Origin of the sequence: Christiangramia gaetbulicola, assembly GCF_003054225.1 — a bacterium.
GTDB lineage: Bacteria > Bacteroidota > Bacteroidia > Flavobacteriales > Flavobacteriaceae > Christiangramia > Christiangramia gaetbulicola.
On record NZ_QBKQ01000001.1, the window covers coordinates 820,492 to 835,442 of the forward strand.

The window sequence follows — 14,951 nt, forward strand, 5'->3', positions numbered from 1 at the left end:
GTATAAAATATTTTACATGGAAATTAACATACGAGACGCCAGAAAGGAAGATATGGGCGAGGTTTTAGAACTTATTAAAGAACTGGCAGTTTTCGAAAAAGAGCCTGAAGCGGTTGTCATAGATGAAAATGACCTTATCAGGGATGGGTTTGGAGCCAATCCTGCCTTTCATTGTTTTGTGGCTGAAGCAGATGGCAAGATAGAAGGAATGGCTTTGGTGTACTACAGGTATTCTACCTGGAAGGGAAAGACCGTGCACCTGGAAGACCTTATTGTAAGGGAAGCATTCCGCGGAAAGGGATTAGGCTCGGCTTTATATACCGAAGTGATAAAATATGCGGCTTCAGAAAAGGTAAAACGAACCGAATGGGTGGTTCTCAACTGGAATAAAGATGCCGCTGATTTTTACCGAAGAAGCGGGGCAGATGTCATGGAAGACTGGGACACGGTGCAAATGGATGAAAAGGCCATGCAGCAATTCCTGGAAAAGAAAGGCATCCTTTAAGACGGTATTAATAGGCTTATCAAAAGCAATCACTATTTTTGTTAAAAATCTGAATTATGAAATGAGCCAATATGAAATTTCAGCTTATTGCGAAATTTAAATGGCGAATTGCATATGACCGACATAGAACAATTAAATATCAACATATGAAATATACGATTAGAGAAGCCAGAAGGGAAGATATGGATGATGTTCTGGAGCTTATAAAAGAACTTGCAGAACATGAAAACCACCTGGACGATGTGGAAGTGACGGTAGCCGATCTTGAAAAAGAAGGTTTCGATCACGGAAACTTCAAATGCTTCGTGGCAGACGTGGGCGGAAAGATTGAAGGTATGGCTTTGGTATATTTCAGATTCTCCACCTGGAAGGGTAGAACCGTACATCTGGAAGACCTTATCGTACGCGAAAGTATGCGCGGTACCGGTCTTGGAGGAGCACTTTATAAGCAGGTTGTAAAATATGGTCACGAAAACGGAGTTAAACGTATAGAGTGGGTGGTTTCTGAAGGCAATAAAAACGCGATCGAGTTCTATGAAAATACAGGAGCCGAGATCAAGGAGAGCTGGAAGACCGTTCACATGGAAGAAAGTGGGATCCAGAAAAACGTAAAGAAAAAGTGATCAAAGTTTATAAGTTTGGTGGCGCTTCTGTAAAAGATGCCGAAGGCGTAAAAAATCTTATTAAAGTTCTAAAAGAGAACGGTAGTGAAAATACACTTATCGTGATCTCGGCCATGGGGAAGACCACCAATGCGTTAGAGGTAGTGGTGAAAGATTATCTGCAGACCACTAAAATTCCTTCAAGCCTGGAGGAGGTAAAGGAATACCACCGCAGTATCATGGAGGAGCTTTTCCCGAATAAGGAAGCATCGGTGTATTTTAAAACCGAAGCTCTTTTCACCGAACTTGAAAACTTCTTACAACATAACAAGTCCCATCAATACGATTTTGTTTATGACCAGATCGTGAGCTATGGCGAGCTTGTATCTACTACTATTGTTAGCGAATATCTCAATTCACAGCAGATAGATTCTACCTGGCTGGATGCGCGAAATTTTATAAAGACCGATAGCACTTACAGGGATGCCCAGGTAAACTGGACCAAAACCCAGGATCTTATCCAGGAGAAAATCGATGCTAAAAAGCTGAATATTATTCAGGGATTTATCGCCTCAGATCCTAATAATTTTACCACCACTCTTGGTCGGGAAGGATCAGATTATTCTGCCGCGATCATTGCTTATTGCATGAATGCTGAAAATGTCACCATCTGGAAAGATGTGCCGGGAGTATTGAATGCCGATCCAAGATTCTTCAATAAGGCAGAACTTTTAAGTAAGATCTCTTATGAAGAAGCCATAGAACTTGCTTTTTACGGCGCTTCGGTAATTCACCCGAAAACCCTTCAGCCATTACAGAGAAAGGAAATACCGCTATTTGTTAGATCCTTTCTGAACCCAACTGGAGAAGGAACGGCAGTGAGCAAAGGGAAGACCATATTTCCCGAGGTGCCTTGTTTTATAGTAAAAAAGGACCAGGTATTGATCTCACTTTCATCCCTGGATTTTTCGTTCATGGTAGAAGAGAATATCTCTGAAATTTTCCGCCTTTTTCACCAGTACCAGATGAAGGTAGATCTAATCCAGAATTCTGCTATCAGCTTTAGGGTGTGCGTGGATAACAAATTCAATCAACTGGAAAAACTTATTCAGCATTTAAAAGCGAGGTTCAAGGTAGATTATAAGACCGGCGTTTCTTTGTATACCATAAGACACTTTAATGAAGAGGCGATCCAAAGCCTGGAGAAGGATAAGACCGTACTTTTAAAACAGCTTACCCAGAACACAATTCAATTGGTGGCCGAAAACTAAAATTTGATTTCTTATTTTTGAGTACAAAATTTCCCGGATCCTGTTAAGATGAGGAACAGGTTTCAGCTTTTGTTGCTACCTGAACCGGGCTTTCAAATTTGAAATTTTGTATTTTAACTTTTCGGAATTTTCTGAAAAGCAATTCCGGGATAGTTTTAATTAGAATAAACCAATCAAATATGGGAATCGTTAGTGCCAAAGAAGTAGCCAATGTTATGAATTTGCGTAAGTTCGGATTCCTGGGTACAGGAATTGGCTGGCTTATCCTTAAATCGACCAAACTATCCAGGATCAATAAGGAATACGATAAACGCAAAAACCTTAAAGGCACAGATTTTATAGATTCTATCCTTAATGAATTTGAGATAGATTTTGAAATTCCTGAAAAAGACCTGAAACGAATCCCGAAAGAAGGTCCGTTTATTACCATTTCTAATCACCCACTGGGCGGGATAGACGGAATGATCCTGATGAAGCTGGTTTTGCAAAGCAGGCCAGATTATAAGGTTATCGCAAATTTTCTATTACACAGGCTGGATCCTCTAAAGCCATATATACTTCCGGTAAACCCTTTTGAAGACCATAAAGAAGCTAAATCTAGCCTTAGCGGAATGAAAAAAGCCATTGCTCACCTTAAAGAAGGAAATGCCCTGGGGATCTTTCCAGCGGGTGAAGTTTCTACCTACAGGGATAAAAGAGTAATCGTGGACAAACCCTGGGAGCCTTCAGCAATGAAACTCATTCAGAAATCGAAGGTGCCGGTGGTCCCAATTTATTTTCATGCCAAGAACAGTTTGTTCTTTTACAGGCTGGCCTCCTTCAGCGATGTGCTTAGAACTGCGAAATTACCCAGCGAAATGCTGTCGCAAAGACGTCGAAAAATAAAAGTAAGAGTAGGTCACCCTATCTCGATAGAAGACCAGCTGGAACACCCTAACCTGGAAGCCTACACCGCATTTTTACGCAGGAAAACCTATATGCTGGCCAATGCCTTCGAAAAGAAGAAACTTTTAGGCAAACTTCCAAAAACTCTTAAAATACCAAGATCACCAAAAGATATCGCCGAAGAGACCAATTCGGAACTTATGAACATCGAAGTGGAGAACTGCCGTAAAATGGATAAGAGACTGCTGCAAAGCAGGAATTACGAGGTATTCCTGGCCAAGCGTGAGGTCATCCCGAACATACTCAATGAGATTGGCCGGTTACGGGAAATAACCTTTCGCGAGGTTGGAGAAGGCACCAATAACAGTATAGACCTGGACAAATTCGATGAATATTATCATCATCTTTTTCTCTGGGATAACGAAACCGAAAAGATCGCTGGGGCTTACAGAATGGGAATGGGAAGCGAGATCTATGCTGAACATGGTATTGACGGATTTTATCTTCAGGACCTGTTCCGGTTTGAACCGGAATTGCACAAAATGATGAGCCAGAGTATCGAAATGGGTCGTGCCTTTATAATTAAAGAATACCAGTTGAAGCCAATGCCGCTCTTCCTGCTATGGAAAGGCATCGTGCATTGTACCTTGAGATTTCCGGAACATAAATATCTTATTGGCGGAGTGACCATTAGCGATAAGTTCAGCAATTTCTCTAAATCGCTGATGATCGAATTCATGAAATCGAATTATTATGATCCCTATGTCGCTCAGTATGTAAGACCGAAAAAGGAATTCAAGGTAAAACTGGAGGATGCAGACAAGGATCTTGTTTTCGATGAAAGTGAAGCTGATCTTAATAAGTTTGATAAGGTCATCGATGAACTGGAAACCGAAAATCTGCGTTTGCCAGTACTTATCAAAAAGTACATCAAGCAGAACGCAAAGGTCGTCGCTTTCAATGTAGATCCTCTTTTTAATGATGCGGTTGACGGACTTATGTACATAAGAATTGCAGACCTTCCAGAAAGCACGGTAAAGCCGGTTATGGAAGAATTTCAAAAAGAACTGGAAGAGAGAGCTGCGGCCATGAAGTAAATACTTACAAAGGTTTTATTTAAATTTTGCACTTACTCCTATTAACAGGCCTGGAACCTGTTAAGATACTGTTATTCCTTGCTTTTGGCTGTGCCAATTATCTATTCCTCCTTATCTTGTTTGAACAATAAAAGACAAAGAAAACTATGGAAAACATATTAATTGCCGGTGCTACCGGTCATACAGGAAAAAGAGTCATTGAGATCCTTAACAACTCAGAGAATTTTAGTCCGTTAGCCCTTATTCGTAAAGAAGAGCAGAGACAGCAATTCGAAGACATGGAAGTGGAAGCCGTTTTAGGTGACCTGGAAGGGGATGTTAGCCACACCATGAAAGGAGTGGACAAAGTGATCTTCGCGGCAGGTTCTGGCGGAGCCACTTCAGATGAAAAAACAGATGCTGTAGACAGGGATGGTGCTAAAAAATTAATAGACGCGGCTAAAGCGGCGAACGTGAAGAAATTCGTGATGCTAAGTTCTATGGGCGCAGATGACCCATCAAAGAACGAAGATCTAAGACATTACCTGGAGGCCAAGAAAGATGCTGATGAGTATCTTAGAGAAAGTGGCTTAAACTATACCATTGTACGTCCGGGTGCACTAACAGATGACCTTGGACTTGCCAAAGTAAAGGTTGCTAAAGGATCCCTGAACGAAAGAGGAGAGATCTCCAGAGATGATGTTGCTTTTATCCTGGTAATGTCCCTGGCAGATCCACTTGTAAAAAACGTAACTTTTGAAGCTATAGAAGGTGAAGAATCTATCAAATCTGCTTTGATCGATCTAAGCCAGCTAGGTTAGCAGGCTTAGTTATATATAAAATAAGGCTACTTAGAAATGATTTCTAAGTAGCCTTTTCTGTTTTATGAGTTTAAACGAGGCTTCGACTGCGCTCAGCCTGACAGGGTTGATATATTTTCAGATTAGAATGACCTTCGACTACACCCAGCCTGACAGAGTTGTATCTTTTCTGAAGCAAATGACCTTCGATTATGCTCAGCCCGATTGAGTTGAAATTTCTCAATTCTGGCTCAAAGGATCCTTTTATTACGCTCAGCAAGACAGTTCACTTAAGAAATTTACTGATCCTTGAAAACCTTATCTACAGGTTCCCAGAGTTCTATCTTATTACCTTCAGGATCCATGATCCAACCGAACTTACCGTAATCGTAAGTTTCCATTTCCCCTACGACCTCAACACCTTCTTCTTTTAAGGTTTTCAGCAATTCTTCAAGGTTCTCGACCCGGAAGTTCATCATAAACTGCTTTTTGGACGGCTTATAATAATCTGTATCCTCGCTCATAGGGCTCCATTGGGTGGAACAATCGTTACCTTCCTTGTCTTTCCACCAGAAGGTGCATCCGTACTGATCTGTATTCAGACCAAGATGCTCATTGTACCATTTTTTTACATTGTCTGGATCTTTCGCTTTAAAGAAAAATCCACCTAAACCCGTTACCCTGTTTTTCATCTTTTTTATTTTTTAGAATCCCCTTCGCCAAATTCGGCGATGATCTTGTCTGCGATCATGGTAGCCAGTCCTTTATGCGACTCCACCGTCCATCCGGCAACATGCGGACTCAATAGTGTATGCGGCATAAACATGAGCTCTCTTAAAGCATCCGGGATAGGATCTGCAGCGCTGATAGATACATTCTTCTTATTGGAGAAAAGACTTTCAAAACTGGCTTTTTCATATTCCAGTACATCAAGCCCTGCTCCCAGCACTTTTTCTTCTTTTAAAGCTTCTACGAGGTCTGCGGTCACAACACTCTTCCCTCTTGCGGTATTAATGAACCAGAAAGGTTTTTTGAACTTCGAAATAAACTCTTTATTGATCATTTGGTGCGTATCCTCTGTCCAAGGAGTATGAAGACTTACCACATCTGCCTTTTCAAAGAATTCTTCATAACCTACCTGGCGGGCATTCTCATCGGCAATACCATCTTTGATATCATAGAAAATAACGTCTACATCGAAACCACGAAGTTTTTTAGCAAAGGCCTTACCCATATTTCCGTAGCCAATTAAACCTACCGTTTTACCGTCCAGCTCTACTCCACGATTCTCCTCACGATGCCACAGACCTTCTCTTACTTCCTTATCGGCTTTATTGAGACGGTTGAAAAGAGATAATAACATTCCCAGGGCATGTTCCCCTACCGCATTCCTGTTCCCTTCTGGAGCAGAAAATAACTTGATGCCTCTCTCCCTGGCATATTCCACGTCTATGCTCTCAAGGCCTGCCCCAACACGAGCAATGAATTTCAGGTTTGGTGCAGCGTCTATAAATTCACGATCTATCTTGTAACGGCTTCTAATTACAATACCGTCATATAAATGTTGATTTTGTAAAGTCTCTTCACGAGACTGTTCGTATCCTTCAATATTATGGTGTCCTGCCTCTTCCAGTTTTTTCATCAAAGTGGGATGATTGGTATCAGCATGCAGAATAATCATGGTTTTTATCTTTTTCAGATTAATAATTCAAATAGCAAAATCCGCTCTTTCAGTTCTGTATGAAAAACGGACCTACAAAGATAAAGAATGATATTAAGCACCGGAAGAATTGGGTGGTCTTTCTAGAAACCTAAGATAGTTTTGGCAAGGTAAAAGAAGATAAAGATTCCGAATATATCGTTGCTGGTCGTAATAAACGGACCGGTAGCAATAGCCGGATCTATTCCCTGTTTATCCAGGATGATCGGTACAAAGGTCCCTATTAGCGCTGCGATGATTATAACAGTTACCAAAGCCAGGGCTATGGTAAAGCTTACGATTGGAGGCTGCCCGGTGATAAGTCCGAATAGGATCACTAGAATTCCCAGGGCAAGACCATTTATCAGCGTCAAGCCTATCTCCTTTAAAAGTCGGTTAAAGAGACTTCCCCTTAGGTTATCGTTGGCAAGACCCTGCACGATGATTGCGCTGGACTGTACTCCAACATTTCCTGCCATTGCGGCGATCAAAGGTGTGAAAAAGAATAGCTCAACATAATTAGCCAGCGCTTCTTCAAATCCCTTCATCACATATACTGCTCCCAGGCCACCAAAAAGTCCTAATATAAGCCAGGGTAAACGGGCGCGGGTCAATCTCCATATACTATCATCTGCCTCTACATCTTCAGAGATACCGGCTGCCATCTGGTAATCTTTTTCGGCTTCCTCTTTAATGAAATCTACGATATCATCAATAGTGATACGCCCCACCAGCCTGTTCATTTCATCAACTACAGGTATGGCTTCAAGATCATATTTCTGCATGATTCTCGCTACTTCCTCCCCTTCGGTATGTACATTCACATAATCCACATTCGGGATATAGATGTCACTAATGTTGGCATCGCTGGATGCGGTGAGCAGATCTTTTAAAGACAACCTACCTTTAAGCTTGTTCTTATCGTCTACCACGTAAATGGAATGCACACGGGTCACGTTTTCTGCCTGCTTACGCATCTCGGCCATACACCCGGTCACACTCCAGTTTTCGCTAACCTTCACCAATTCTTTAGCCATAAGACCACCAGCAGAGTTCTCATCGTAGCGTAAAAGTTCCACGATATCGTCTGCGTGCTGCTCGTCGGTAATTTCAGAAATTACATCCTGCTGTAGTTCAAGGGAAAGTTCAGAGATGATATCGGCCGCGTCATCGGTGTCCATCTCGTTAAGCTCATTGGCGATCTCTTTAGGAGAAAGACATTCCAGGATACGTTCCCTTCTATCCTCTTCCAGCTCCATAAGAGCTTCAGCCGTTTGCTCACTATTTAGAAGCTTAACTATGTAAGTGGCTTCTTCAACATCAAGTTCAGTTAGAATTTCGGCAATATCAGCATGGTGCACTTCTTCAAGGTGCAGCAATATCTCCTCATCTTTTTTCTCTTCGATGAGGTACTTGATTTTATCTATTAATTCTTCACTTACCTGAAATTGCATACGGCTCAATTTTTTGTGTCAGTTCAATAAACTGCTGGAAACTGAGTTGTTCCGGCCGAAGGCCAAATATAGCATCTTCCCTTAAATTATCGGGAAGATTAAAGATTTTTAAACTGTTACGCATGGTTTTCCTGCGCTGGTTAAAGGCCGTTTTCACAACTCTGAAAAACAGCTTTTCGTCACAGGGCAGGGTAAAATTATCTTTCCTGGTCAACCTAAGCACCCCGCTATCTACTTTTGGCGGCGGATTAAAAACCGAAGGCGGCACTGTAAAAAGGTATTCGGCTTCATAAAAAGCCTGGGTTAATACACTTAAAATACCATAGGTTTTATTCCCCTCTTTTTCACAGATCCTTTTGGCTACTTCTTTCTGAAACATCCCTGAAAATTCAGGGATCTGCTCTCTTAATTCCAACACCTTAAAAACGATCTGGGTGGAGATATTATAGGGAAAGTTACCGATGATCGCGAATTGTTCATCGCGGAAAATCTGGGAAAGATCATGTTTTAGAAAATCCTTTTCATGGATCCTGCCTCGTAAATGCAGGTAATTGCTCTCCAGGTATTCCACGCTTTCGGTATCGATCTCGATCACATGGATCTCTGACTTTTTCTCTAAAAGATACTTGGTAAGCACTCCCATTCCCGGGCCTATCTCCAGAACTTTATCATAACCTTCATAGCTTAGCGTATCGGCGATCTTAGAGGCGATATTTTCATCTGTAAGGAAATGCTGCCCAAGATGCTTCTTGGCTCTTACCCCCTGATCATCTTTAGCTGAAGGCTTGTTGAATGAAGGCTTATATTTTTTCATATTATTATTTAATAAGGTAAATGAGCAAAATGAATTTGCCCTGGGGAAGGTCCCTGCAGATCATCAGATTTTGAATACCTGCAATAATTTTCTACTGTTCGCTGATCACTTCCAGCTCGGTGCGGAAGGCTACGAACTTTCCTTCAAAGGCTTTGGATTTGGAACGCATCTCATCTGCATTTTCAGAATAATAACGCTCCAGCATATCCTTGCTTTCAGCGGTATACTGAACAGAATAGGTGATGCCACCCATAGGTTCCTGCACCATCACTTTAGTCATCAGGGCTTTCTGAAATTTCTTCGTATCCAGCATATCCGGGATATGCTCTTCCTGCATCCATTTTATCCACTCATCGTGAATATCTTCCTGAACGTTTATAGTGACGTTATATATGACCATTTCTAAAATTTAAATTTTGGAATTACTCTATGGTATCTCCGCGAAGCATCCGGTATTTTTTACGGGCGTCCACAAAATAGATACTGTCTGCAAAGTTAAAGATAATTTGCTCGTAATAGCCCTTTGCCTTCTCCGGATCCTGAAGCTCGTTCGCATAAAGCTCTGCCAGGAAATAATAGGCATTATCGGCGAGGATATCCTTCCCGAAGGAGTCTATGATCGCAAGGTAATTATGCTCGGCTTTTTCGAAATCCTTTTCCTGTTCGTATAATTTCGCCTGGCTAAGCAGCGCCTCATCTTCGATCTTCTCGCCTTTATGATTTACTAAAATCGAATCCAGGGCCTGTATTGCTTCAGGCGTTCTTTTCTGAAAAGACAACAGGTCTGCCCGGGCATATTTTCTTAGGGCGGTTTGAGTTGAATCTTCAAGAGAATTATCACTTATAAGCAAACTCAGTTCCATGGCATCGTTGGCAATTAGCTGCGAAGTAGAAGATTTAAGAATATCCAGTTGAGTTTTCGCCCATTCAAAATCACCTTTAAAGTAACTGGTCTTGGCTACTTTGAACCGCGCATTCTGAGCCATCACATCGTTCTTAACCAGGTTCTGTATCTGGGAATAATATATCAGCGCTTCATTGAATTTTTCCTGAACCACCAGGATATCGGCAAGAGCCATTTTTAACCGGGCTTTTTCAAAATCTGTATTTACCTGCTCGGCAGTATTCTTTAGAACCTCTGCCGCTTCCTCTTTCCGGTCTAACTGAAAGGCCAGGAAATTAGCGTAATCGATCTTTAGATTCAAGGTGCCATCGGCCTGGGGATATTCGGTTAAAAGGGATTGAAACTCTTTTTCTATTTCTGCATAGTCTTCAGGATTCGCAGTTTCCAGCTGCAGATTGATCAAAAAATGTCTCGCCTGTAAATTGAATATCGGCGAGGGAGATTCCTCTATGGCGTAAGTGATGATCTCCTCGGCAGATTCATAATCCTTAGCTTCCTTAGCAATAAAAGCCAGGTTAAGAATTCCCTGAAGGTTATTTTCCCCTCTCTTATAAACAGCTCGTTCCTGGGCGAAAGCTTTACTGAAATCCTTTTGCTGAACAAATAACCAGCTCAACATTTCATTATACAACAGGGCCGGGTTTTCCTGAAGCTTTTTCAACAATAACTTTCTAAGAATAACATTTGCCTCAGCCTGAGGATCTTCGGTGATATAACGGTTGAACTCCCGGTTCGCCAGGCCGTAGAATTTCATATCATCTTCTATAAGGTCCAGGTAATTGCTGAACATCTCTTCGATCTTCCCCTGTTCCCCATATATCCGCGCAAGCTGAAGGTTGAAATTACGATCGGTATTTATTTCCATGGCTCTTTCATACGCCCTGGCTGCATATTCTAGTAAATTATATTGTTCGAATCCACGGGCGATGGCATAGGCATAATTTGGCCTGCCTTCTATGGTCTGTAAAGCTTCCTCGTAAAATTTTGTGGCGCGTTCATTCTGATCCTGAAGTTCAAAATTGTGACCTAGCTCAATAAGTATCGAGGGATTATTGGCGGTGTTATTCAGTCTTTGTACCAGTAATTTTTCGGCCATATCAAAATCTTCCATCTGCTGATAGGAAGAGACGAGGCCATTAAAAAAAACAAGGTTCGAGGGATTTTCCTGGTACAGCCTTTCGTAGATCTTAAGGGCCTTTTCATACTCCCCCTGGTCAAAGAAATTCTTGGCCAGTTGTTCACTTTGAGCAAAGGCTCCGCAACCGGCTAAAAACCAAAAAGCTATAAACAAAAAACAGCGCATATGTAAATATAAACATTTGCGCTGTTTTATAATATGATAGAGAAATTAATCTATAATGTCGAAACCACAGTAAGGTACGAGCACTTCAGGGATCTTAATACCCTCTTCGGTTTGATAGTTTTCAAGGATCCCGGCCAGAACTCTTGGCAAAGCAAGAGCACTTCCGTTAAGAGTATGCGCCAGTTCCTTTTTATTTTCTTTATTCTTATATCTCAATTTCAGCCTGTTCGCCTGGAAATTCTCAAAGTTAGAAACCGAACTTATTTCCAGCCAGCGATCCTGGGCCGTAGAGAAAACCTCAAAATCGAAGGTCAAAGCTGAAGTAAACCCAAGATCTCCACCGCAAAGACGAAGAATTCTATAAGGCAATTTCAATTCTTTTAGAAGACCTTTTACATGCTCAACCATGTTATCCAGGGCAGCATAAGAATTCTCGGGAGTTTCCAGTCTTACGATCTCCACTTTATCAAATTGATGTAAACGGTTAAGTCCGCGAACATGAGCTCCATAAGAACCGGCTTCACGACGGAAACATGGAGTATACCCAGTACAAAGTACAGGGAAATCCTTCTCGTTCATCAGATTATCACGGAACATATTGGTCACAGGAACCTCGGCCGTTGGGATCAGGTAAAGATCATCTTCGGTCACATGGTACATCTGCCCTTCCTTATCTGGCAATTGCCCTGTTCCAAAACCTGAAGCTTCATTCACCATTAATGGCAACTGATATTCGGTATAACCAGCTTCGGTAGCTTTATCCAGGAACCAGGTGATAAGCGCGCGTTGAAGCCTCGCTCCTTTTCCTTTATAAACCGGGAATCCGGCCCCGGTGATCTTGTTCCCAAGTTCAAAATCTATGATATCGTATTTCTTCGCCAGTTCCCAGTGTGGCATAGAACCTTCTGCCAGCACAGGAATATCTCCTTCTTTATAAACTTCTTCGTTATCCTCTTCGCTTTTCCCGGCAGGAACAGACTCATGAGGGATATTAGGAATGGTATATAGCAAATTCTGAAGGTCGGCAACCGTAGCGGTTAGTTTCTCTGAAAGCTCCTTGGATTCCTCCTTTAAACGGCTGGTCTTTTCCTTTAAGATATTCGCTTTTTCGTGCTCTCCGTTTTTAAACAAGAGCCCGATCTCTTTGGACATTTTGTTGGAACTCGCAAGAATATCATCAAGGCTCGCCTGGGTAGACCTTCTGGTCTCGTCGAGGGTTAAAACCTGTTCGAAAATATCTGAAGCATCAAAATTCCTTTTTTTAAGGGCTTTGATATACTCTTCTTTATGCTCTGCAATCTTTGAAACCTGTAACATGAGGCGGTTTAATTTAATTTGCCGTTTATACTTTTACGAGCTGCAAATGTAACAAAAGCAGGTAAGATTATTGCTCCGAATCTGAAGGTAAAATCCAGTCGTGATGCTTAAAATGCTGCCATTTCTCTGCAGCCAGGTCTACTTTTGGATCTATGAGCGGTTTATAGGGCCCGCCGTTCACGCTTACTTTCCCTTCTACATAAACCTCGACCTGTTTACCCTTTTCAGCGTATTCCTCTTCCAGGCGCTGGGCAAACTGCCAGATAAGGTCTGGCTTGGAGGTAATCGCCCGCAATTGTTTCCGGGATAAATAATCTTTCTTGTCCACGTAGATCGTATCGCTGGTTCCTTTTTCAACTACCTTAAAAGCTACCCTGCCGCTCTTTCCGCGAAGCATCATACGCCAGCTTAACCTGTGACCTTCTTCCGTCCAGAGCACATCATCCTTAAAGAACCAGTGCCTCAAAGGCAGGCTTACCTGGATCACGAACCAGACCGACATGGCTCCAATTAAAAAATTTCGGTAAGGAGGCACGATGACCTCATCGCCATCATAGTGCTTCTTCTTATTCCGCAGGAAGATCCTGTTGATGGTTTCTGTAGGAAAAAAGAAAATACAGAAGGCAAGGGACATGTAAGGAAATATGCCAATATGGAAAATAAAACTATTGAAAAGATGAAAGAATATAGCTGCCAGGAAAACAGGCAACCTCGTGGGTTTCCATAATAACAATGGAATGATCAAAAGATCGAAAAGCAACCCGAAATAGGCGATGGCATAGCGTATCCAGCCCTGCTGCAGGAATTCACCAACCAGCCAGTAATCCTGCTTGGATCGCATTAAGATCGCCGGGAAACTGCCATCCAGCCAGGCCGGGTATAATTTAGCAACCGAGGCATAGGTATAAACGATCCAGAGTTGTAATACTATAAAGACCCAGACCCAACGCGGCATGGATATCTTACTAATGGCAGGTTTGATCTTAGCATCCAGGGAGAACCAGCGGTTTGCCGGCAAGAAACACATCACAAAACATAACAACATTAAAAGGTAATAATGATTGTTATAAGAGGATTTTTGCATGAGGTAAACCCCCGCCCACATGATGGCATAAGCAATCATAGAAAGCCGGTATTTGAATCCAACCATCACGAAAACCCCGAAGATGCCCATAATGGCATAGTACCAGATCATCCCGTTGCCGGGTAATGGCTGCAGGAATTCAAAGCCAATGAAATTAAAGGTGAAATTGGGTTCTATCAGCGTTCGCCTTACCCAACCGGTGGCAATGGCGCCAAATGCCTCGATGGCGATCAACAAACCAAATAATGCACGGAATACTACAAGTGCTGAATTATCGACCTGTTTGAACAACCACCTGTTAAGCATAGTTATCTTTTATGTATTGCAGTGAAAAGGCGCGGTCCTGCTTCATAGCGATCTTAAGGTCGTCTACCGAATCGAATTTCTTCTCGTCCCTGATCCTCACCAGCATTTCGATCTCCAGTTGCTTTCCGTAAAGATCTTTATCCAGTTCAAAGAAATTGGCTTCGATGGTCTTTTCCTTGCCACCTACCGTAGGATTGGTCCCAATATTCATCATCCCAAAAACTCTATCTCCGTCGATATTGGCACTAACCACGTAAACCCCGTTTTTCGGGATAAGCTTATAATCTTCTTCAATTTCCAGGTTAGCCGTGGGAAATCCCAGGTCTTTGCCTATTCCGCGACCTTTTACGATAGTCCCGTTAAGGGTAAAAGGATGTTGTAAATATAGATTAGCACGTTCCACACGGCCTTCTAAAAGTGCATTCCTGATCTTGGTAGAACTCACCGCTACCTGCTCTACATCCTGCTGACTGATCTCTTCTACCTCGAAACCAAATTCTTTCCCGAATTGCCTTAGGTCGTTGATATCTGCCGTACGGTTACGTCCAAACCTATGGTCGTAGCCAATAATGATCTTTTTAGCTTTTAGCTTATTCACCAGGATATCACGCACAAATTCTAATGCCGTAAGCCGTGAAAATTGCTGGGTAAAAGGATGCACCACCAGGTGATCTATCCCGGTCTCTTCCAGTAAACGCTTTCTTTCCTCGATGGTATTGATGAGCTGAATGCCGCTTTCCTTTTGCAGCACCATTCTTGGGTGAGGAAAAAATGTTAGCACGACAGAATCAAGATTGTTCGCGTGGGCAGAATTCACCAGTCGCTCTATGATCTTGCGATGTCCCACATGAACTCCGTCAAAAGTACCAATGGTCACCACCGTTTGCCGTTCGCTTAGGAATGAGTTTGCTCCTTTATATTCTTTCAAATT

At 42.2% G+C, this 14,951-nt stretch carries 14 protein-coding genes; 5 read left to right on the forward strand and 9 right to left on the reverse strand.

Annotated features, from left to right (window positions below):
- The first annotated feature begins 16 nt into the window (after positions 1–16).
- The 5 genes from C8P64_RS03735 (at position 17) to C8P64_RS03755 (ending at position 5,160) form a co-directional block, all read left to right on the forward strand.
- A complete protein-coding gene (locus C8P64_RS03735; protein ID WP_211307586.1) occupies positions 17–505 on the forward strand; it encodes a GNAT family N-acetyltransferase in 489 nt (162 codons plus the stop codon).
- A 71-nt stretch (positions 506–576) separates the two neighbouring features.
- Positions 577–1,128: a GNAT family N-acetyltransferase gene (locus C8P64_RS03740; RefSeq protein ID WP_341476479.1), complete on the forward strand. Its 552-nt coding sequence runs from the start codon at positions 577–579 to the stop codon at positions 1,126–1,128.
- Positions 1,128–2,378, forward strand: coding sequence for an aspartate kinase (locus C8P64_RS03745; protein ID WP_108171270.1), 1,251 nt, complete (start codon positions 1,128–1,130; stop codon positions 2,376–2,378). The genes C8P64_RS03740 and C8P64_RS03745 overlap by 1 nt, the downstream gene beginning before the upstream one ends.
- Positions 2,379–2,557: 179 nt before the next feature.
- Entirely contained in the window at positions 2,558–4,360 is a 1,803-nt protein-coding gene (locus C8P64_RS03750; protein WP_108170699.1) for a GNAT family N-acyltransferase, read from the forward strand.
- A 146-nt stretch (positions 4,361–4,506) separates the two neighbouring features.
- Positions 4,507–5,160, forward strand: a complete 654-nt coding sequence (locus tag C8P64_RS03755) for an SDR family oxidoreductase (RefSeq protein ID WP_108170700.1) — start codon at positions 4,507–4,509, stop codon at positions 5,158–5,160.
- Between the two features lie 278 nt (positions 5,161–5,438).
- Here C8P64_RS03755 and C8P64_RS03760 read toward each other — a convergent pair whose 3' ends face one another.
- From C8P64_RS03760 to C8P64_RS03800, 9 genes are all read right to left on the reverse strand, one after another.
- Positions 5,439–5,831, reverse strand: a complete 393-nt coding sequence (locus tag C8P64_RS03760; RefSeq protein ID WP_108170701.1) for a VOC family protein — start codon at positions 5,829–5,831, stop codon at positions 5,439–5,441.
- A 5-nt stretch (positions 5,832–5,836) separates the two neighbouring features.
- Positions 5,837–6,820, reverse strand: coding sequence for a 2-hydroxyacid dehydrogenase (locus tag C8P64_RS03765; protein ID WP_108170702.1), 984 nt, complete (start codon positions 6,818–6,820; stop codon positions 5,837–5,839).
- Between the two features lie 122 nt (positions 6,821–6,942).
- Entirely contained in the window at positions 6,943–8,292 is a 1,350-nt protein-coding gene (gene mgtE, locus C8P64_RS03770) for a magnesium transporter (RefSeq protein ID WP_108170703.1), read from the reverse strand.
- Positions 8,273–9,106, reverse strand: a complete 834-nt coding sequence (rsmA, locus tag C8P64_RS03775) for a 16S rRNA (adenine(1518)-N(6)/adenine(1519)-N(6))-dimethyltransferase RsmA (RefSeq protein WP_108170704.1) — start codon at positions 9,104–9,106, stop codon at positions 8,273–8,275. Before rsmA ends, mgtE begins: the two co-directional genes overlap by 20 nt.
- 91 nt (positions 9,107–9,197) lie before the next feature.
- Positions 9,198–9,506, reverse strand: a complete 309-nt coding sequence (locus tag C8P64_RS03780) for a DUF4286 family protein (protein WP_108170705.1) — start codon at positions 9,504–9,506, stop codon at positions 9,198–9,200.
- Positions 9,507–9,528: 22 nt separating this feature from the next.
- The gene (locus C8P64_RS03785) at positions 9,529–11,313 is read right to left on the reverse strand and encodes a tetratricopeptide repeat protein (RefSeq protein ID WP_108170706.1); all 1,785 of its coding nucleotides are present in this window, start codon (positions 11,311–11,313) and stop codon (positions 9,529–9,531) included.
- Positions 11,314–11,358: 45 nt separating this feature from the next.
- On the reverse strand, positions 11,359–12,630 hold the full coding sequence (serS, locus tag C8P64_RS03790) for a serine--tRNA ligase (protein WP_108170707.1): 1,272 nt from the start codon (positions 12,628–12,630) through the stop codon (positions 11,359–11,361).
- 67 nt (positions 12,631–12,697) lie between these two features.
- A complete protein-coding gene (locus C8P64_RS03795; protein WP_108170708.1) occupies positions 12,698–14,020 on the reverse strand; it encodes an HTTM domain-containing protein in 1,323 nt (440 codons plus the stop codon).
- Complete coding sequence (locus C8P64_RS03800; protein ID WP_108170709.1) at positions 14,013–14,948, reverse strand: bifunctional riboflavin kinase/FAD synthetase; 936 nt, start codon at positions 14,946–14,948, stop codon at positions 14,013–14,015. Before C8P64_RS03800 ends, C8P64_RS03795 begins: the two co-directional genes overlap by 8 nt.
- Positions 14,949–14,951: the final 3 nt, after the last annotated feature.